Consider the following 17,943-nt stretch of genomic DNA (forward strand, 5'->3'; position numbering starts at 1 on the left):
GCGCAGCGGACAGAAAAGCCGCCGGGCATGGCCCGGCGCTACCGGGGCGCGAACCGGTCACATTCGGCACGCGGCCCCGTCATGGGACACAATCCCTGCAGGAGCCGCTGCCATGACGACGTTCGCCGCCAGCATCGACCAGACCCTGGAACGTGAACTGCCAGCCGCCAGCAGTGGCTGCCAGCACGCCTATGGGCGCATCGTGCTCGCCTGCCAGAACACCGTGACCGCCATCGCCCTGGCCATTACCGGCGATCGCCAGGCCAGCGAGGACATCGCGCAGGAAGCGTTCGTGAAGGGCTGGCAGCAACTGCACCAGCTGCGCAGTTCCACCAGCTTCCTGCCCTGGCTGCGGCAGATCACCCGCAACCTCGCGCGCGACTGGCTGCGTGCACAACGCGGCAGGCCCCTGAGCGGCGAGGCCGCCGAAGTTGCGCTGGGCATGGCGGCCGACCCCTCGCCGACTGCCGCCGACCGCCTGCAGCGACTGGAAGAGGAGGTTGCCGCCGAGGACATCATCTCGGCGCTGCCCACCGACAGCCGCGAAGTCCTGCTGCTTTACTACCGGGAAGGTCAGCGCTCGCAGCAGGTGGCGGACCTGCTGGGCCTGAGTGATGCGGCGGTGCGCAAGCGCCTGTCGCGGGCCCGCGCGCAGGTCCGCGAGGGACTGCTGCAGCGCTTCGGCGAATTCGCGCGCAGCAGCGCACCCAGCGCTGCCTTCGCAACCACCGTGGTCTCGATGGTGCTGATCGCTGCGCCCGGCACGGCCAGTGCCGCGATCCTGCTCGGCACCGGTGTGGGCATTGGCGGCAGCAAGCTGGGGTTGGGCGGCGCCAGCGCAGCCGGCGGTACCGCGATGGGATCGCTGACAGCGGCGCTGGGGCACCTGCATCTGGTCCCGGCCCACAACTGGGCAGCGATCGCCGGTGCCGTGCTGGGCGGCGTGCTGGGCAGCTACCTGGGCGGTCGCTTCCTGCTGTCCTACGCCGAAACGGAACCGGAGCGGGCCCAGGTCCGGCGCTTCGTCCATCTCAACACCTGGACCGTGATGGCCTGCTGCCTGTCCATACTGCTGGTCGTGCTGCTGCAGACGCCGGTATGGGTACACCTGGTGGTCATGGCCATCGGCCTGGGTGCGGTCAACTACCAGTGCCTGGGACCGCTGCAGCGCCTGATGCGGCCCTTGATCGTGCGCGACGCAGCGCGGCGCGGGCGGCAGGGCATCAACTGGAAGTACGAAGCGATGTACGGCCGCAGCGCCATCATCGCGATGAACCTGCTGGTGATCGCCCTGGTGGCCTATACGCTGCTCGACAGCGGTCGCCTGTAACGGACGACGCCGGCAGTCTGCCGGCGTCGTCGTTGAACGTTGCGCCGTGATCAGCGCTGCGGCTTCGGTGCGGCGCCGTCACGCGGGCCCCCGTGGCGCGGGCCGCCATGCATCGGGCCCTTCGCCGCATCGAATTCGGCCTTGCTCAACTGGCCGTCCTTGTTGGTGTCGGCAGCGGCGAACCAGGCGTCGCGATGCTGCTTCATGCGCAGCTCGCGATCAGCCTTGTCCAGATAGCCGTCCTTGTTGAGATCGAGCTGGTCGAAACGTGCCGCCAGGCGCGGATCGGCCTTGGCCTCTTCGCGGCTGATGCGGCCGTCCTTGTCGGTGTCCAGCCTGGCCCAGCGCTCGCCGCCATGGCCGCCACGACGACCATGCTGCCCGCGCGGCATTTCATCGCGCGACAGCCTGCCGTCCTTGTTGCGGTCCAGTTCGTCGAACTTGGCCGCCAGACGTGGGTTGGCCGCGGCCTCGCTGCGGTCGATGACACCGTCGCCGTTGGTGTCCAGCTTGGCCGGACGCTGTGCCGGTGCGGTCGGGGGAGTCGCCGCCAGCGCGACACCGGAGGCGGACGTGGCAAGCAGCAGGGCCAGCAGCAGGGGGGTACGGATCATGAGGTCACTCCTGGGGATGAGGTTGCGTCGGGGTGATCACTTCACCCTCGAATGACAACAACGCCCGGCCGCGACGGCGGTTGACGCAACCGCCAGTTCCGTTCATCCGGCGGACAGTCGCGTTCATTGCGACACGCTGGGGCTATGCTGTGGCCATGGCGATCCACGGTGACAGAGACGACGAACTGCGGCTGTTCCAGACCGGCGAGCACCCCTGCGGGTACTGGCCGGACCGGGTGGCGCGCGACCTGGTGATGGATCCCCACGACCGTCGCCTGGGCGGCCTGTATCCCCTCGCACTCAGTTGGGGCTTCCGCTGCAGCGGCGACCTGGTCTATCGGCCCCACTGCGCGCAGTGCCATGCCTGCGTGGCGGTACGGATTCCGGTGGCCCGGTTCGCGCCGGACCGCAGCCAGCGTCGCTGCGCCACCCGCAACGCCGACCTGGAGGTGCGGATCACCGCCGCCACTGCGCGCGAGGATCTATTTGCCCTCTACCACCGCTATCTGGTGCACCGCCACGCCAACGGCGGCATGGACGATCATGGCCCGCACGAGTTCGAGCAGTTCCTGATCGGCAGCTGGTCGCACACCCGCTTCCTGGAGATGCGCCTGCCGGGCCACGATGGCCGGCCCAGCCAGCTGCTCGGAGTGGCCGTCACCGATGTCACCGAGCACGGCCTTTCGGCGGTCTATACCTTCTTCGATCCAGACCACGCAGCGCGGGGACTGGGCACGTTCGCCATCCTGCAGCAGATCGAATGGGCGCGTCGCGAAGGACTGCCGCACGTCTATCTGGGCTACTGGATCCGTGAACACCAGAAAATGGACTACAAGCGCCGCTTCCGTCCGCTGGAGGCCTATGATGGCCGTCGCTGGCACGATTTCGACCGCGATCTGGACGGCCGCTGACAAACCGCTGACACCGGGCGGGGTGCACAATAGGCGGCATGAACACCCAACCCCTGATTCTTGCCCTGGCCCTGCTGTGCGGCGCTGTGGCCCCTGCTTCTGCCAGGACCCCTGCGATGACCGAAACACCGTCCGCATCGCTGCGCTTGGCCACCTACAACACCTCGCTGTACTCCGATGAGGCCGGTGGCCTGATCAGGGAGCTTGAAGGCGACAGCGCGCATGCGCGCAAGATTGCCGCTGTGCTGCAGCAGGTGCGCCCGGACCTGGTGCTGCTGAACGAATTCGATTTCGACGACGCCCATCGCGCCGCCGACCTGTTCCAGAAGCGCTACCTGGAAGTGGCGCAGCCGGGCGGCGGCGCGCCGCTGCACTTCGCCTACCGCTACCTGGCCCCGGTCAACACCGGCGTGCCCAGTGGCCTGGACCTGGACAACAACGGCGTGGTCGGCGGCGAAGGCCGCAGCCGTGGCAACGATGCCTGGGGCTACGGCCTGCACCCGGGCCAGTACGGCATGCTGGTGCTGTCGCGCTACCCGATCGATGAAGCCAGGGTACGCAGCTTCCAGCTGCTGAAGTGGAGCACGATGCCGGGCGCGATCCGTCCGGTCGATCCGCGCAGCGGGCAGAGCTTCTACAGCGACGCCGTGTGGTCGAAGCTGCGCCTGTCGTCGAAGTCGCACTGGGATGTACCGGTGCAGACCCCGGCAGGCGTGGTGCATGCGCTGGTCTCGCACCCGACGCCGCCGGTGTTCGACGGCCCGGAAAAGCGCAACGCGGCGCGCAACCACGACGAACTGCGCCTGTGGCAGGAGTATCTCACCGCGGGTGACAAGCCCTGGCTGTGCGACGACAAGGGCCAGTGCGGAGGTCTGGCGCAGGATGCACGCTTCGTGATCCTCGGCGATCTCAACAACGACCCGGTCGACGGCGATGGCCGCCACGAGGCGATCGTCGAACTGATCGAGAACGCACGCGTATTGCGCTACCCCACCCCGCGCAGCGCGGGGGGTGAGGAAACCAGCCTCGCCTATGCCGCCAAGGGCATCGTGCGCAAGGGTGCGCCCTTCCACGCCACCGGCGACTTTGGCCCGAAGTCCGGCACCCTGCGACTGGATTACGTGCTGCCTTCCACCGGGTTCCAGTACGTGGGCAGTGGCGTGTTCTGGCCAGCCAGCAACAGCCCTGACGCGAAGATTGCCGACGGCAGCGACCACCACCTGGTGTGGGTGGATGTGAAGTGACCCCAGGCGCCAGGCGCGCTGCTCTGCCTTGCAGAAAGCCGCCGGGCGCGGCGCGGCGCTACCGGCTTACGGACGCAGCTCGACGCCGATGGCGTCGGCGGCATCACGGGCGATCGAGCGCGCCTCGTCGATGGTGTCGGCGCGCGCCAGGGTGACGCCGACACGGCGCTGACCGTGCACGCTCGGCTTGCCGAACAGGCGCACGGCCGTATCCGGCACCTGCAGTGCGGCAGCGACGTTGTTGAAGTACGGCACGCCTTCGCCCTGCGCCAGCAATGCACAGGATGCCGACGGACCACTCTGGCGGATCACCGGAACCGGCAGGCCCAGGATGGCGCGTGCGTGCAGCGCGAACTCGCTCAGTTCCTGCGATACCAGCGTCACCAGGCCAGTGTCGTGCGGGCGCGGGGACACTTCGCTGAACCACACTTCATCGCCCTTCACGAACAGCTCCACGCCGAACAGGCCCCAGCCACCCAGGTCATCGGTGATCGCACGCGAGATCTCCTCCGCGCGCGCCAGCGCCTTGTCCGACATCGGCTGCGGCTGCCAGCTCTCGCGGTAATCGCCGTCCTTCTGCAGATGACCGATCGGCGCGCAGAACGAGGTACCTGCCGCGTGGCGCACGGTCAGCAGAGTGATCTCGTAGTCGAAATCGATGAATCCCTCGACGATGCAGCGGCCGGCGCCCGCGCGGCCGCCGGTCTGCGCATACTCCCAGGCCGGCGCGATGTCCGCTTCGCTGCGCAGCGTGCTCTGTCCCTTGCCCGAGGAGGACATCACCGGCTTGACCACGCACGGCAGGCCGATGGCGGCCACGGCGGCGCGGTACTCCGCCTCGGTATCGACAAAGCGGTAGGGCGAGGTTGGCAGGCCCAGCGTCTCGGCAGCCAGGCGGCGGATGCCCTCACGGTCCATGGTCAGGCGTGCGGCACGCGCGGTGGGGATCACCCGCAGGCCCTGCTCCTGTTCCAGCTGTACCAGCGTCTCGGTGTGGATCGCCTCGATCTCCGGCACCACCAGATGAGGCTGTTCCTGGGCGATCAGCGCACGCAGCGCCATCGCATCCAGCATGTCGATCACGTGCGAACGATGCGCGACCTGCATGGCGGGCGCATCGGCGTAGCGGTCGGCGGCGATCACCTCCACGCCCAGCCGCTGCAGCTCGATGGCCACTTCCTTGCCGAGTTCGCCCGAGCCCAGCAGCAGCACACGGGTGGCGGAGGGCGAGAGGGGGGTTCCGAGCTTGGCCATGGAGGGGTCCGGCAGTGATGTGAAGGCGGGTGGGCATTCTAGCCGGTCCAGCGGCGGTTCCCGACGAACGGTAGTCGCCATCTGATATCAATTTGATATCGTCGCCTCGAACCCTCAAGGACGTACTGCCATGAAAGAGAAGTCGCTGTCCTCCCTCAACGGCCTGGGCACTCTGGCGGGCGCATTGCTCGTCGCCGTCTTCGGCGGTGTGCTGTTCGTGCTGGGCATCGCCGCCAAGGCGTCGACCGGCTCCCCCAACCTGCTGATGATGCTGGTTGGCGCGCTGGTCGCGGTGGTGGCGCTGTTCGCGCTGGCGGGCCTGTACACCGTGCAGCCGAACCAGGCCGCGGTGGTGAGCCTGTTCGGCAAGTACGTCGGCACCGTGAAAGACAATGGCCTGCGCTGGAACAACCCCTTCTACAGCAAGCGCCACGTCAGCCAGCGCGTGCGCAATTTCGAAAGCGGCAAGCTGAAGGTCAACGAGCTCGATGGCAGCCCGATCGAGATCGCCGCAGTGATCGTCTGGCAGGTGGTCGATGCCTCCGAAGCGGTCTACAACGTGGACGACTACGAGAGCTTCGTGCACATCCAGTCCGAATCGGCGCTGCGCGCGATGGCCACCAGCTATCCCTACGACCAGCATGAAGAGGGCCAGCTGGCGCTGCGCAGCCACGCCAGCGAGATCTCCCAGCACCTGAAGAACGAGTTGGCCGAGCGCCTGGCCGACGCCGGCGTGCAGGTGATCGACGCACGCATCAGCCACCTGGCCTATGCTGCCGAAATCGCCCAGGCCATGCTGCAGCGCCAGCAGGCCAACGCGGTGATCGCGGCACGCACGCGCATCGTTGCCGGTGCGGTCGGCATGGTCGAGATGGCCCTGGGCGAACTGCAGAAGAACGGCGTGGTGCAGCTGGACGAGGAACGCAAGGCGCACATGGTCAGCAACCTGTTGACCGTGCTGTGTTCGGACCGGGGCACGCAGCCGATCGTCAACGCCGGTTCGCTGTACTGAATCACCCTCGCAACGGGGCGCCCCACCGCCCCGCCAGGAGCATCCATGAGCGAGAAGAAAGCCTATCCACTGCGCATCAACGCCGACGTCCTGGCCGCGGCGCAGCGCTGGGCCGACGACGAACTGCGCAGCCTCAACGCGCAGATCGAGTACCTGCTGCGCGACGCGCTGCGCAAGGCCGGCAGGCTGCCGCATCCCAAGCCACCTCAGGAGGAGAAGGAATGAGCAAGCGCTGGACGTACCAGACCCTGGAAGTGCCCTCGACGCTGATGGGCAGCATGAAGACCGAAGCCGTGCAGGAGGCGTTGAACAAGCAGGGCCAGCTTGGCTGGGAGCTGGTCAACATCGTGATCCCCGCGCCGATGAGCGCAGCGGTGCTGGTCTTCAAGAAGGAGCTCTGACCATGAAGACCCGCCGTTCGCTGTTCGCCCTTTCACTGGCGCTGCTGAGCGGTGGCGCATTCGCCGCCGAACCGCAGCAGGTTGCCGCCCGGTTGCTGGACCACCTGCAGGCCGGCCGCATCGCCGATGCGGAGGCGATGCTGACCCCGCAGATGGCCCGTGCCGTTCCCGCCGAGAAGCTCGACAGCGTGTGGCGGTCCCTGGGCGAACTGCAGCAGCGCGGCCAGGCCCGCAGCAGCGAGCAGCAGGGCCTGCACCTGGTGGAAGTTCCGCTGCAGTTCACCGGTGGCGCGGTGATCGCGCAGGTGGCCGTGGATGCACAGGACAAGGTCGCCGGCCTGCTGCTGCGCCCCGCCCCCGCGGCCAAGGCACCGCCGCCGCCGGCCGATGCGACCTACAGCGAAGTTGATTTCAGTGTGCCGCAGACACGCGGTGCGCTGCCCGGCACGCTGGCGCTGCCCAAGGGCAAAGGCCCGTTCCCGGCAGTGGTGCTGGTGCACGGCTCGGGCCCGCAGGACCGTGACGAAACCATCGGCGGCAACCGTCCCTTCCTCGATATCGCCCGTGGCCTCGCCGCGCACGGAATCGCGGTACTGCGCTACGACAAGCGCACTCTCGCCCGACCCCAGGATTTCCAGAGCGGCACCTTCACTGTCGATGACGAATCCACCGACGATGCGGTGGCGGCACTGGAGGCCGTCGCCAGCGACCCGCGCATCGACGGCCGCCGCGTGTTCGTGCTCGGCCACAGCCAGGGCGGCATGCTTGCGCCACGCATCGCCAGCCGCTGGCCACAGGCGCGTGGCGCCATCCTGTGGGCCGCTCCCGCGCGCACGCTGCTGGACCTGCTGCCGGAACAGAACCGCTACCTGCTGAGCCTGGACGGCGACATCAGCGCGGCCGGTCAGGCGCTGCTGGACAAACTGGACAGCCAGATCGCCGCAGCACGTGGCAGCACGCCGGTACCCGCCAGCGAACTGCCACTCGGCGTTCCGCAGTCCTTCTGGAAGAGCATCGAAGCCGTAGATGCCCGCGCCGATGCACAGCGGCTGCGCGCACCGCTGCTGATGCTGCATGGCGGGCGCGATTTCCAGGTTCCCGATGCCGACTGGGCACTCTGGCAGAAGGCCCTCGCCCGGCGCGACGATGTGCAGTGGCGGACCTATCCGGCGCTGAACCACATCGGCATCGCTGGCAGCGGCCCGAGTTCGTTGAAGGAGTACACCCGGCCCGGCCATGTCGATGCGGGGTTGATCGATGACATCGCCCGATGGGTGGAGGCACAACGATGAGCCCCAATGAAGCCCGTCCGTTCGAGCTGGCTGGCAGTTCACCCCTGCGCGTGCTGTGGGTGCTGTTGCCGGTGCTGGCCGTGCTGGTCATCAGCGTGTCCGTGCAGTTCAGCCGCACGCGTGCGCCTGCACCATGGATGGAAGTCACCCTGTCGCCGCCGTTCTTCCTGATGAACGGCAGCGCGGCATGGAGCATCGCCGTGCTGGTGCTGATCGGCGTGGGCCTGGGTACTTCGTTCTTCCGCCGCCGCGTGGAGCTGGTGGGTGGCGTGCTGGATGTGCGTTCGACGCTGTACCGACGGCGTACACCGGTGCGCGACATGCTGCTGGACCAGGCCGAGGTGGTGGACCTGGCGCAGGACCGCCGCTATGGCATCCGCTTCAAGACCAACGGCTACTCGATGCCCGGCTTCTATTCCGGGCATATGCGGCTGCAGGGCGGCGGCAAGGGCTTCGCCCTGGTCACCGACCGTCACCGCACGCTGGCGATCCCGGTGCGCGGCGGCAGCACCCTGCTGCTGAGCATGGAACGCCCACAGGCATTGCTTGACGCCCTGCGCAAGGTGGCCGCAGCCGCGCCACGGCAGTAAGCTGCGGACATGCATCGCCGACCGCTGCTGCTGCTGAACACCGAGGCCATCGAACTGTGGCCGGCCGATCTGCTGCGCGCGCGCAGCAACCTCGATGCACGCCTGCTGGCGCGGGCCCGCTGGGTGCTGCGGCGCAAGCGCGATGGCCGCTATCTGGCCGCCGTGCTGACGCAGGGCGTTCATTCGCTGGTGCCGCGTCTGCCGCACGAGCCTGGCGTGGAGGAGGCGCTGGCACTGCTGGATGCCCGCGCGTCACGCCCTTTCGCTGCGGCACTGGAGCAGCGATGGCTGCCCCTGGCGGGCTTGCAGCAACGCCTGCAGCACCTTGGCCTGGATGCGCAGGGTTACGCGGATGACACCGGGCTGCCGCTGGAAGCCGAGCCGTGCCTGCTGCATTTCGCCGGCCGCGATCGCTTTTCGCGGCCCCTGTGGTTGCGCCGCGACGCGGCGCAGGGGTGGCGGCGGATGCACCTGCACGCGGCCCGCGATGGCGTTGCCCTGGATGCCATTTCCGGCTTCCGCAGCCATGCGTACCAGTTGGGAATCTTCGAGCGGAAGCGCGGCCGCGGCCTGAGCGTGGCGGAGATCCTGAAGGTCAACGCCGCGCCGGGCTTCAGCGAACACCACAGCGGGCACGCACTGGATATCGGCACCCCGGGCGATGCACCTGCAGAGGAATCGTTCGAGCGTACCGATGCGTTCGCGTGGCTGCAGGCGCACGCCCGCGGGCATGGATTCCACCTGAGCTACCCGCGCGGCAACCCGCACGGGATCGTCTACGAGCCCTGGCACTGGTGCTGGAGACCGGCCAACGGCTGAGCCCCTCCCCGCACTGCCCTCACCGCCGCAGGGCGTCGATCGCCAGCAGCACCCATCCCACCATCAGGCTGGTGCCGCCCACAGGCGCCAGCCGGGTAGGCCACTGCCAGAGCGCGCTGCCCACCAGGCTGCCGGAGAACAGCACGACGCCCAGCAGCAGCACGTACAGCGCCAGATGTGCGATCACGCCCTGCGCGCGCCGTCCCACCGCAACCAGCACGGCACCATGGGCGAACGCATACAGCGCCGCCATGTTCAGATGCTGCTGCGCCTGCGGATCGGACACGCCATGCGAGGCATAGGCCGACAGGCCGATCGAAGCGGCCGCCAACAGCGCACCGATGCAGGCCAGCAGCGAGGGCTTACGCGCACGTCGTTCCAGATTGAACATGACTGCTCCTTGCGCGGCGCCCGCCCGGCGGCGGACGCGGGATGAAAAAAAACGCGCCGCAGGAAGCGGCGCGTTTTCGTGTCCAACACTACATGGGTCAGCCAGCGCTTACTTGACGGCCCAGTAGATGTCGTAGGTGCCTTCCTGGGTGAACGACTTGTCCACGCCGTCCTTCCACGATTCGTACGGACGGTCGATGACTTCGTTGCCCGAGGTCACTGCCCACGCACGCAGGCCGTTGCGGGCCACGTCCAGGCCGGCCATGTGACCGGTGTAGGCCGCATGCGCCGAACGATGCGGGGCGACATGCACGTACTTGACCGGCGCACCACCGTCGATCTTGACGGTCAGCTCCTCACCGGTGGCACCTTCGGTACCCTTCTTCTTCACCGGCTGTGCGATGTCGAAGGCGTACTTCTCGGCACCGAAATCGGTGGTGATGATGCGGAACGGACCGGCGGCTTCAAGGCCATTGGCCTCCATCACGCGCTTGATCCACTCCTGGTTGTCCTTGATGGACTTGGTGATGGTGTCCTGGCCGCGGTCGACGTTGCCGGCGTTGACGACCAGCAGGTCTTCGGCCGGCACCTGCACGATACCCAGATCGGTCAGCGGCGCTTCCGGGGTGCGGTAGTCGACGTTCGGCACGGTGGCCAGCATGTTCGCCATGCGCGACAGGCCCAGCTTGATGTCGTCGCCGATCTGGCGGCTGACATACAGGCCGGCGTAGCGACCGAACAGGTCGAAGCCGTACTTCACCGAGTAGTCCTGGGTGATCTTGACGTTGCGACCACCCTTGCCGGTCGGCTCCAGATTGAAGGTGGTGACCTTGTCGTGACCCTTGGTCGGGTCTTCGATGGCGATCACAACACGCTTGTTCTCTTCGGCCTCGGTCACCTTCCAGGAACCGTTGCCCAGGTCCTTGGAGGAGAAGTCGAGGGTGGCACCGACGCCGGAGGCCGGGCCGGACAGCTTCAGTTCAACGGCGGGATCGCGCAGTACCAGCGGGTTCCAGTCCTTGAAGCGGCGCAGGCTGCTGACCGTGTCGTACACGATCGTCATCTTGCGGTTGGTCTCGATGCTTTCGGTGATGTGGCGCTCGCCCGGCAGACATACGCCAATGATGACGAACAGGCCAGCCACGATCCCCAAGGCGATCAGGAACTCGATAATACGGGTCATTCAGGAGTCTCCGGGGCCGATCCCACGGCCGGGTTGATTGAAGCGAAGCGCCAATCCTAGCAGGCTTCGCGGGCATTGTTTATCGCGATTGGCGCACCGGTTTCCCTGCCGGCTGCGTATTTGTATGGACAAAGGATTGGCAGGGTAGCGCATCCGGCCGCCCCGCATGTAGGGGGCAGCCCGTCCCGGGGCCCGGGAATGCCGGCCAAACCTTTGCCGCAAAAGGCTTTTCGTCAGACCAGCTGCAGTTCGAACGCCTTCAGGACGGCCCGCGTACGGTCGCGCACGCCCAGCTTGGACAGGATGTTGGACACATGGTTCTTGATGGTGCCCTCGGCCACGCCCAGCGAATTGGCGATCTCCTTGTTGGAGAAGCCGCTGGCCATCAGCCGCAGGATCTCCGTCTCGCGGTCGGTCAGCGGGTCCGGCCGGTCCAGGCTGACGAAATCATTGCGCATGTGTTCCAGCCCGGACAGCAGCCGCTGGGTCACTGCCGGCTGCACCAGCGATCCGCCGTCAGCCACGGTGCGGATGGCGCCGACCAGCTGGTCCAGGGTCACGTCCTTGAGCAGATACCCCTTGGCGCCAGCCTTCAGGCCCGCCAGCACCAGCTGGTCGTCGTCGAAGGTGGTCAGGATGATGGTCGGCGGCAGCTGTTCCAGCCGCGACAGGACCTGCAGCGCCTCCAGCCCGGACATCACCGGCATGCGCATGTCCATCAGGACCACATCCGGACGGACCTGGGGCACCAGTTCGACCGCCTGCCGGCCGTCGCCGGCCTCAGCCACCACCTCGATGCCGTCGTCCAGCGCCAGCAGCGAGCGGATTCCCTGCCGCACCAGGGTTTGGTCGTCGACCAGGCAGACGCGAATCATCAACGCACTCCTTCAGGAACCTTGGTAAGGGCGGCCACCAGCACGGTTGCCGGCACCGTCGCACGCAGGCAGAAGCCTTCGCCGGGGCGGGTTTCCACCTGCAGCTGGCCACCGCATTGTTGCAGGCGCTCGCGCATCCCGCGCAAGCCATTGCCCACATTGACCATTTCCGCGCCGACACCGTCGTCGCGCGCCTCGACCACCACCCGGTCCGGCGCCTCACGGTACACCCGGATCCACAGATGGCGGGCCCCGGAGTGGCGCACCGTGTTGGTGATGATTTCCTGGGTGCAGCGCAGCAGCACGTGGGCCCGCTGCGGGTCCTCCACGTTCAGGGGGTCCTCGATGTCCAGCTGGATGTCCAGCGAGGGCACATTCTCGGTCAGCGGGCGCAGCGCGGCAGCCAGGTCGATGGCGCTGGTCTCGCGCAGCTGGCTGACCACTTCGCGCACATTGCCCAGCAGCAGCTTGGCCAGCGTGTGCGAGCGTTTCACGTGGTCCAGCGCCTTGCCTTCGGCCAGATGGCCGGCCACTTCCAGGTTCAGGGTCAGCGCGGTCAACTGATGCCCCAGCAGGTCATGCAGCTCGCGCGAGATGCGGGTGCGCTCGTTGACCCGTGCGCTCTCGGCCAGCAGGGCGCGGGTTGCCCTCAGCTCCGCATTCAGCCGGCGCTGCTCGTCGCGGGCGTCGGTCTGCTGCCGTGCGACCAGGCTGGTCACGAACATGAACATGGAGAAGCCGCCATACAGCAGCGACTGCATGAGTGCCTCGAACAACGGCATGTCGAGAATCAGATAGTAGACCGGCAGCACCGCCAGCTGGCTGAGCAGCAACCAGATCACGCCACTGCGCACGGGCAGCATCCACGGGATCACCCCGGCGGCCACCATCATCAGGATGCTGCCCAGGCCCGAACCGCTCAGGTAGCTGACGCCCAGGGCCGAGCCGGTCAGTACCACCAGCACCACCCGGTCGTACCAGGCGGCCTGGCTGCTGTCGCGCAGGCCACGGGTCAGCCAGAAGTAGCCGGCGCCGAAGAACAGGTAGGCGGCAAACAGCCACAGGGACCAGCTGTCGATACCGCTGCCGCCGTGCCGCAGCATCGACTCGTACTGGGAATACACCACGGGCAGGCCGACCATGACCCAGGTGAACAGGCCGGCCAGGCGCAGGACTCGGATTTGGCTGAGATATCCCAACATGGAGGCATCTTAGGCTGAACCAGCGCTCCTGCCCCCGGGCAGAAGTCATGGCGACGGGCGTGCCCCCGCCAGCCACCCATGCAATAATCGTGCGCAGGGTCCGTTGCAGGACCAACCGCGTTACCCCACGGAGTCACAATGTCGATTGTCATCCGCGACGTGCGCGAGCACGAGCTCGATTCCGTCCTGGCTTTGAACAACAACGCTGGCCTGGCCATCCTTCCGCTGGATGCCGCACGCCTGCGCCTGTTCTATGAAACCGCTGAGTACTTCCGCGTCGCCGAGCGCGACGGCAACCTGGCCGGGTTCCTGATCGGCTTCGGCAGCGACAGCCAGCACGACAGCAGCAACTTCGCCTGGTTCAAGCAGCAGCTGGACACCCCGTTCTTCTATATCGACCGCATCGTGGTCGCCAGCCGCCGCCGCGGTGGTGGCGTCGGCCGGGCGTTCTACGCCGATGCGCAGAGCTTCGCCGAGCTGCGCTACCCGCAGATGACCTGCGAAGTCTTCCTCGACCATGGTGCCGATGCCGCCCTGCTGTTCCACGGCAGCTTCGGCTTCCGCGAGCTGGGCCAGAACACCATGCCGCAGGTCGATGTGCGCGCCAGCATGCTGGCCAAGGAACTGTGCAGCTACCCGTGGGTACAGGAGACCTACGGCGGCAAGCTGCCGGATGTGGCATGGACACGCGACCGGCAGCTGCCGGCGCAGGCACAGCGGCCGACGGGGACCTGAGCGTGGCGGTGAATTTCGATTACGAACAGGCAGGTGAACTGAAGATCGGCCAGGTCGGCATCGCCAACCTGCGCGTGCGGACCCTCGATGTCGAACGACTCGTGCAGGAAATGCGCGAACGGGTGACCCGCGCCCCGAAACTGTTCGGCCGTGCCGCGGTGATCCTGGACTTCGGCGGCCTCAGCCAGGTACCGGACGTGGCCACCGCGCAGGCGCTGGTCGATGGCCTGCGCAGCGCCGGCGTGCTGCCGGTGGCGCTGGCCTATGGCACCAGTGCGGTCGACCAGCTCTCGCAGCAGCTCGGCCTGCCGCTGCTGGCCAAGTTCCGCGCCCAGTACGAGCGTGTCGAGACCGAGCCGGCCCCGCCGCCTGCACCTGCGCCGGAGCCGCGCCGCGCCGCCCGCGCTGAACCGAAGCCGGCCCCGGCCGCTCCGGTGGCCAGGGTGGCCGAGGGCTCGGCACCGCAACCGGGCCGCATGCAGCTCGGCAACGTACGTTCCGGCCAGCAGCTGTACGCGGAGAACTGCGACCTGACGGTCATGGCGACCGTCGGCGCCGGTGCCGAGGTGATCGCCGACGGCAGCATCCATATCTACGGCACCCTGCGCGGCCGCGCGCTGGCAGGTGCCCAGGGCAACACCGCGGCACGCATCTTCTGCCGTGATTTCCATGCGGAACTGGTGGCCATTGCCGGCCACTACAAGGTACTGGACGATGTCCCGGACAACCTGCGCGGCAAGGCCGTGCAGGTGTGGCTGGAACAGGACCAGGTCAAGATCGCTGCGCTGGACTGACGCAGCCCCAACATCATGCAGAACCAGGAGAAGTCCTTTGGCTGAAATCATCGTAGTCACCTCCGGCAAGGGCGGCGTCGGCAAGACCACTACCAGCGCGAGCCTGGCCTGCGGCCTGGCACGGCGCGGCAAGAAGGTGGCGGTGATCGACTTCGACGTCGGCCTGCGCAACCTCGACCTGATCATGGGCTGCGAACGCCGCGTGGTGTACGACTTCGTCAACGTCGTGCACGGCGAAGCCACCCTCAAGCAGGCCCTGATCAAGGACAAGCGCTTCGACAACCTGTACGTGCTGGCTGCCTCGCAGACCCGCGACAAGGACGCGCTGACCCAGGAGGGCGTGGGCAAGGTGCTGAAGGACCTGGCCGCCGACGGTTTCGACTTCGTGATCTGCGACTCCCCGGCCGGTATCGAGAAGGGTGCCTTCCTGGCGATGTACTTCGCCGACCGCGCGGTGGTGGTGGTGAACCCGGAAGTGTCCTCGGTGCGCGACTCCGACCGCATCATCGGCCTGCTGGACTCGAAGACACACAAGGCCGAATCCGGCCAGGACGTGCCGGCCTTCCTGCTGCTGACCCGCTACAGCCCGTCGCGCGTGGAAACCGGCGAGATGCTGAGCATCGTCGACGTGGAGGAAGTGCTGGGCCTGAAGGCGATCGGCGTGATCCCCGAATCGGGTGACGTGCTGAACGCCTCCAACAAGGGCGAGCCGGTGATCCTCGATGGCGAATCGATTGCTGGCCAGGCGTATGACGATGCGGTGAGCCGCATCCTGGGCGAGGAGCGGCCGATGCGCTTCACCACCGTGGAGAAGAAGGGCTTCTTCAGCAAGCTGTTCGGAGGGTAAGCATGGGCCTGTTTGATTTCCTCAAAGCGAAGAAGACCACCGCCGAAACCGCCAAGAACCGCCTGCAGATCATCATCGCGCAGGAGCGCAGCCATCGCGGTGGTCCGGACTACCTGCCGCTGCTGCAGCGCGAGCTGCTGGAAGTGATCAAGAAGTACGTCAACATCGACGTCGACGCGGTGAAGGTCGACCTGGTCAAGGATGGCCAGCACGACGTGCTGGACATCTCCGTGGCGCTGCCGGAAGGCCCGGAAAAGCCCTGACCCCCTGCCCCGCCCGTGCCTGCATGGGCGGGGCTGCACGATTCCGCATGACTGACACGACAACCGCCGTGGACATCACCTGCGTGGGCGATATCGCCTTCGCCGATGCACAGCGCCTGCTTGCCGCGCATGGGCTCGATCTGCACCACGTCGCCGCCGGCGAGCCGATTCCCGGCAGCTACTGGGGTGAACCTGAAGCAGGCATCATCGCCAGCAACGTGTATGTGCGCGACGACACGCCCGTGCATTCGATGCTGCACGAGGCCTGCCATCTGATCGTGCTGCCGCCGGAGCGGCGCGCGCAGGTGCATACCGATGCCACTGATTCGGTCGCCGAGGAAGATGCCACGTGCTACCTGCAGATCGTGCTGGCCGCGCAGCTGCCCGGCGTCGGCAGCGCACGGCTGATGGCCGACATGGATGCGTGGGGGTATACGTACCGGTTGGGATCGACGAGAGCGTGGTTCGAGCAGGACGCCGAAGACGCGAAGGCGTGGTTGATCGAACGCGGGCTGCCAGTGGCGTAAGGCCGCGGGCGCGGTTGGCCACGGGCGCGTGGCGACGCGCCGAACCCTGCGGCGCCCCTTTTTTCACTCGGCGCGGTTCGAGCAGGACGCCGAAGACGCGAAGGCGTGGTTGATCGAACGCGGGTTGCCAGTGGCGTGAGGCCGCGGGCGCGGTTGGCCACGGGCGCGTGGCGACGCGCCGAACCCTGCGGCGCCCCTTTTTTCACTCGGCGCGGTTCGAGCAGGACGCCGAAGACGCGAGAGTCTGGCTGATCGAACGTGGATTGCCGGTAGCGTGACGCGCCGCGAAACGGGGTCAGATACCTTTTGCGCAGCAAAAGGGATCTGACCCCCTCACCCCTGCCCTGCCAGCGCACGCAGGGTGATGCCGACGATGTACGCCAGGTAGGTTCCGGTGGCGTAGCCCATCGTTCCCAGCAGCACGCCTACCGGTGCCAATGCAGGATGGAAGGCGGCGGCCACCACGGGCGCCGAGGCCGGACCGCCGATGTTCGACTGCGAGCCGATGGCGAAATAGAAGAACGGCACCTTCAGCAACCGGCCCAGGCACCACAGCAGCACGATGTGCACGGCGATCCAGATCAGGCCGAGCAGGAACAGCCACGGACGGTCCAGCAATGCCAGCAGATCCATCTGCATGCCGATGCAGGCGATCAGGAAGTACAGCAGCAGCGACCCCAGACGTGACGCTCCCGCTCCCTCCAGCGTGCGCGCGCGGGTGAAACTCAGGCCCAGGCCCAGCGTGGTCGACAGCACCACCACCCAGACGAAGGGAGCATCCAGGCTGAACTGCGATGCCCAGCCGACATGGGCCTTGAACCAGGCCGCCAGCGGCGCGCCGATTGCATGCGCCAGACCGACGCCACCGAACGCAACGGCGACGATCAGCATCAGATCGGTCAGGCTGGGAATGCGCTCGTGTTCGGCCTGGAAGCGCGCGATGCGTTCCTTCAGTTCGTCGATGGCCGAGGTATCGGCACCGCTGCGCGCGTCGATCTTCGCGGCGCGCCCGGCGAGGAAGATCAGTACCGCCATCCAGACGTAGCCGACACCCACGTCGACCACGGCGAACTGGCCGAAGGTGGTGGCGTTGACGTCGAATACTTCGCGCATCGCCAGCATGTTGGCGCCACCGCCGATCCAGCTGCCGGCCAGTGCGGCCATGCCGGCCCAGGTGTCGCCGGCAACGGTTTCCGGGTGCAGCGCGCGCATCAGCAGGAAGGCGACCACGGCACCGAGCATGATGCTGGCGGAGGCACCCAGGTACATCAGTACCAGCTTCGGTCCCAGCCGCAGGATGCCCTTGATGTCCACGGCCAGGGTCAGCAGCACCAGCGCCGCCGGCAGCAGGATGTCACGCGCGACCGGGTTGTACAGCGCGGTGTTCTGCCCGTCGATCAGGCCGACGGTGTTGTAGATGCCAGGAATGAGATAACACAGCAGCAACGCCGGCACGAAGGTGTAGAAGCGCTTCCACGGCCCCTGCTCGCGCGAGGCGGTCCAGAACACGGCCCCCAAAGTGGCGGCGATCAGGCCGAAGACCACGATGTCGTTCTGGATCAGGGCGTTCGAAGTCATGCGGGCGCTCGGGTAGAGGCGAGGCCCGCGAGGGGGGGGGTTGGGGGGAAAGGTGTGCCAAGGCGCCCCGCCAAGCACCGGG

General features: G+C 67.3%; 21 protein-coding genes. 14 read left to right on the forward strand and 7 right to left on the reverse strand.

Annotation, left to right across the window (positions count from 1 at the left end; all coding sequences use genetic code 11):
* The first annotated feature begins 112 nt into the window (after positions 1-112).
* The gene (locus ABE543_RS18255; RefSeq protein WP_346475995.1) at positions 113-1,330 is read left to right on the forward strand and encodes an RNA polymerase sigma factor; all 1,218 of its coding nucleotides are present in this window, start codon (positions 113-115) and stop codon (positions 1,328-1,330) included.
* A 50-nt stretch (positions 1,331-1,380) separates the two neighbouring features.
* Here ABE543_RS18255 and ABE543_RS18260 read toward each other — a convergent pair whose 3' ends face one another.
* Entirely contained in the window at positions 1,381-1,944 is a 564-nt protein-coding gene (locus tag ABE543_RS18260) for an EF-hand domain-containing protein (RefSeq protein ID WP_053516143.1), read from the reverse strand.
* 155 nt (positions 1,945-2,099) lie between these two features.
* Here ABE543_RS18260 and ABE543_RS18265 point away from each other — a divergent pair, with 155 nt between their 5' ends.
* Together ABE543_RS18265 and ABE543_RS18270 are read left to right on the forward strand one after the other, a co-directional pair.
* Positions 2,100-2,855 carry an arginyltransferase gene (locus ABE543_RS18265; RefSeq protein ID WP_346475996.1) on the forward strand — a complete coding sequence of 252 codons (756 nt, stop codon included), beginning with the start codon at positions 2,100-2,102 and terminating at the stop codon, positions 2,853-2,855.
* Positions 2,856-2,893: 38 nt separating this feature from the next.
* Complete coding sequence (locus ABE543_RS18270) at positions 2,894-4,099, forward strand: endonuclease/exonuclease/phosphatase family protein (RefSeq protein WP_197600835.1); 1,206 nt, start codon at positions 2,894-2,896, stop codon at positions 4,097-4,099.
* 66 nt (positions 4,100-4,165) lie between these two features.
* On the opposite strand, the gene purT is transcribed toward ABE543_RS18270, so the two are convergent.
* Positions 4,166-5,353, reverse strand: coding sequence for a formate-dependent phosphoribosylglycinamide formyltransferase (gene purT, locus ABE543_RS18275; protein WP_053516148.1), 1,188 nt, complete (start codon positions 5,351-5,353; stop codon positions 4,166-4,168).
* 130 nt (positions 5,354-5,483) lie between these two features.
* Between purT and ABE543_RS18280 the strand changes: the two genes are divergently transcribed.
* Genes ABE543_RS18280 through ABE543_RS18305 form a run of 6 tightly spaced genes read left to right on the forward strand, consistent with a single transcriptional unit; the run spans position 5,484 to position 9,467 of the window.
* Positions 5,484-6,365 (forward strand): SPFH domain-containing protein, encoded by an 882-nt coding sequence (locus tag ABE543_RS18280; protein ID WP_053516150.1) that lies wholly within the window; start codon positions 5,484-5,486, stop codon positions 6,363-6,365.
* Positions 6,366-6,410: 45 nt separating this feature from the next.
* Positions 6,411-6,590, forward strand: a complete 180-nt coding sequence (locus tag ABE543_RS18285) for a hypothetical protein (RefSeq protein WP_053516152.1) — start codon at positions 6,411-6,413, stop codon at positions 6,588-6,590.
* Entirely contained in the window at positions 6,587-6,766 is a 180-nt protein-coding gene (locus tag ABE543_RS18290) for a DUF4177 domain-containing protein (RefSeq protein WP_053516154.1), read from the forward strand. The genes ABE543_RS18285 and ABE543_RS18290 overlap by 4 nt, the downstream gene beginning before the upstream one ends.
* 2 nt (positions 6,767-6,768) lie before the next feature.
* Positions 6,769-8,058 carry an alpha/beta fold hydrolase gene (locus ABE543_RS18295; RefSeq protein WP_065174601.1) on the forward strand — a complete coding sequence of 430 codons (1,290 nt, stop codon included), beginning with the start codon at positions 6,769-6,771 and terminating at the stop codon, positions 8,056-8,058.
* Positions 8,055-8,648 (forward strand): PH domain-containing protein, encoded by a 594-nt coding sequence (locus tag ABE543_RS18300; protein ID WP_346475997.1) that lies wholly within the window; start codon positions 8,055-8,057, stop codon positions 8,646-8,648. The genes ABE543_RS18295 and ABE543_RS18300 overlap by 4 nt, the downstream gene beginning before the upstream one ends.
* A gap of 9 nt (positions 8,649-8,657) precedes the next feature.
* A complete protein-coding gene (locus tag ABE543_RS18305) occupies positions 8,658-9,467 on the forward strand; it encodes a M15 family metallopeptidase (protein WP_346475998.1) in 810 nt (269 codons plus the stop codon).
* 19 nt (positions 9,468-9,486) lie between these two features.
* Here ABE543_RS18305 and ABE543_RS18310 read toward each other — a convergent pair whose 3' ends face one another.
* From ABE543_RS18310 to ABE543_RS18325, 4 genes are all read right to left on the reverse strand, one after another.
* A complete protein-coding gene (locus ABE543_RS18310; protein WP_065182368.1) occupies positions 9,487-9,858 on the reverse strand; it encodes a DUF423 domain-containing protein in 372 nt (123 codons plus the stop codon).
* Positions 9,859-9,966: 108 nt separating this feature from the next.
* Positions 9,967-11,040, reverse strand: coding sequence for an SRPBCC family protein (locus ABE543_RS18315; RefSeq protein WP_053516163.1), 1,074 nt, complete (start codon positions 11,038-11,040; stop codon positions 9,967-9,969).
* Between the two features lie 233 nt (positions 11,041-11,273).
* Positions 11,274-11,915 carry a response regulator transcription factor gene (locus ABE543_RS18320; protein WP_053516165.1) on the reverse strand — a complete coding sequence of 214 codons (642 nt, stop codon included), beginning with the start codon at positions 11,913-11,915 and terminating at the stop codon, positions 11,274-11,276.
* A complete protein-coding gene (locus ABE543_RS18325) occupies positions 11,915-13,117 on the reverse strand; it encodes a sensor histidine kinase (protein ID WP_053516166.1) in 1,203 nt (400 codons plus the stop codon). The genes ABE543_RS18320 and ABE543_RS18325 overlap by 1 nt, the downstream gene beginning before the upstream one ends.
* A 138-nt stretch (positions 13,118-13,255) precedes the next feature.
* Here ABE543_RS18325 and ABE543_RS18330 point away from each other — a divergent pair, with 138 nt between their 5' ends.
* From ABE543_RS18330 to ABE543_RS18350, 5 genes are read left to right on the forward strand one after another with little or no spacing between them, the layout of a single operon-like run.
* Entirely contained in the window at positions 13,256-13,852 is a 597-nt protein-coding gene (locus ABE543_RS18330) for a GNAT family N-acetyltransferase (RefSeq protein ID WP_053516169.1), read from the forward strand.
* Positions 13,798-14,646: a septum site-determining protein MinC gene (gene minC, locus ABE543_RS18335; RefSeq protein ID WP_053516171.1), complete on the forward strand. Its 849-nt coding sequence runs from the start codon at positions 13,798-13,800 to the stop codon at positions 14,644-14,646. Before ABE543_RS18330 ends, minC begins: the two co-directional genes overlap by 55 nt.
* A gap of 37 nt (positions 14,647-14,683) precedes the next feature.
* Positions 14,684-15,493, forward strand: coding sequence for a septum site-determining protein MinD (minD, locus tag ABE543_RS18340; protein ID WP_053516174.1), 810 nt, complete (start codon positions 14,684-14,686; stop codon positions 15,491-15,493).
* Positions 15,494-15,495: 2 nt separating this feature from the next.
* Positions 15,496-15,756: a cell division topological specificity factor MinE gene (minE, locus tag ABE543_RS18345; RefSeq protein WP_053516176.1), complete on the forward strand. Its 261-nt coding sequence runs from the start codon at positions 15,496-15,498 to the stop codon at positions 15,754-15,756.
* Positions 15,757-15,803: 47 nt separating this feature from the next.
* Positions 15,804-16,283: a hypothetical protein gene (locus tag ABE543_RS18350; RefSeq protein ID WP_111186566.1), complete on the forward strand. Its 480-nt coding sequence runs from the start codon at positions 15,804-15,806 to the stop codon at positions 16,281-16,283.
* Between the two features lie 333 nt (positions 16,284-16,616).
* Here the strand turns inward: ABE543_RS18350 and ABE543_RS18355 are convergent, their stop codons facing one another.
* A complete protein-coding gene (locus tag ABE543_RS18355) occupies positions 16,617-17,861 on the reverse strand; it encodes a DUF819 family protein (protein ID WP_053516181.1) in 1,245 nt (414 codons plus the stop codon).
* Positions 17,862-17,943 lie beyond the last annotated feature (82 nt).

The organism is Stenotrophomonas sp. TWI169 (genome assembly GCF_039674705.1).
In the GTDB taxonomy this organism is placed as follows: Bacteria; Pseudomonadota; Gammaproteobacteria; order Xanthomonadales; family Xanthomonadaceae; genus Stenotrophomonas; species Stenotrophomonas maltophilia_P.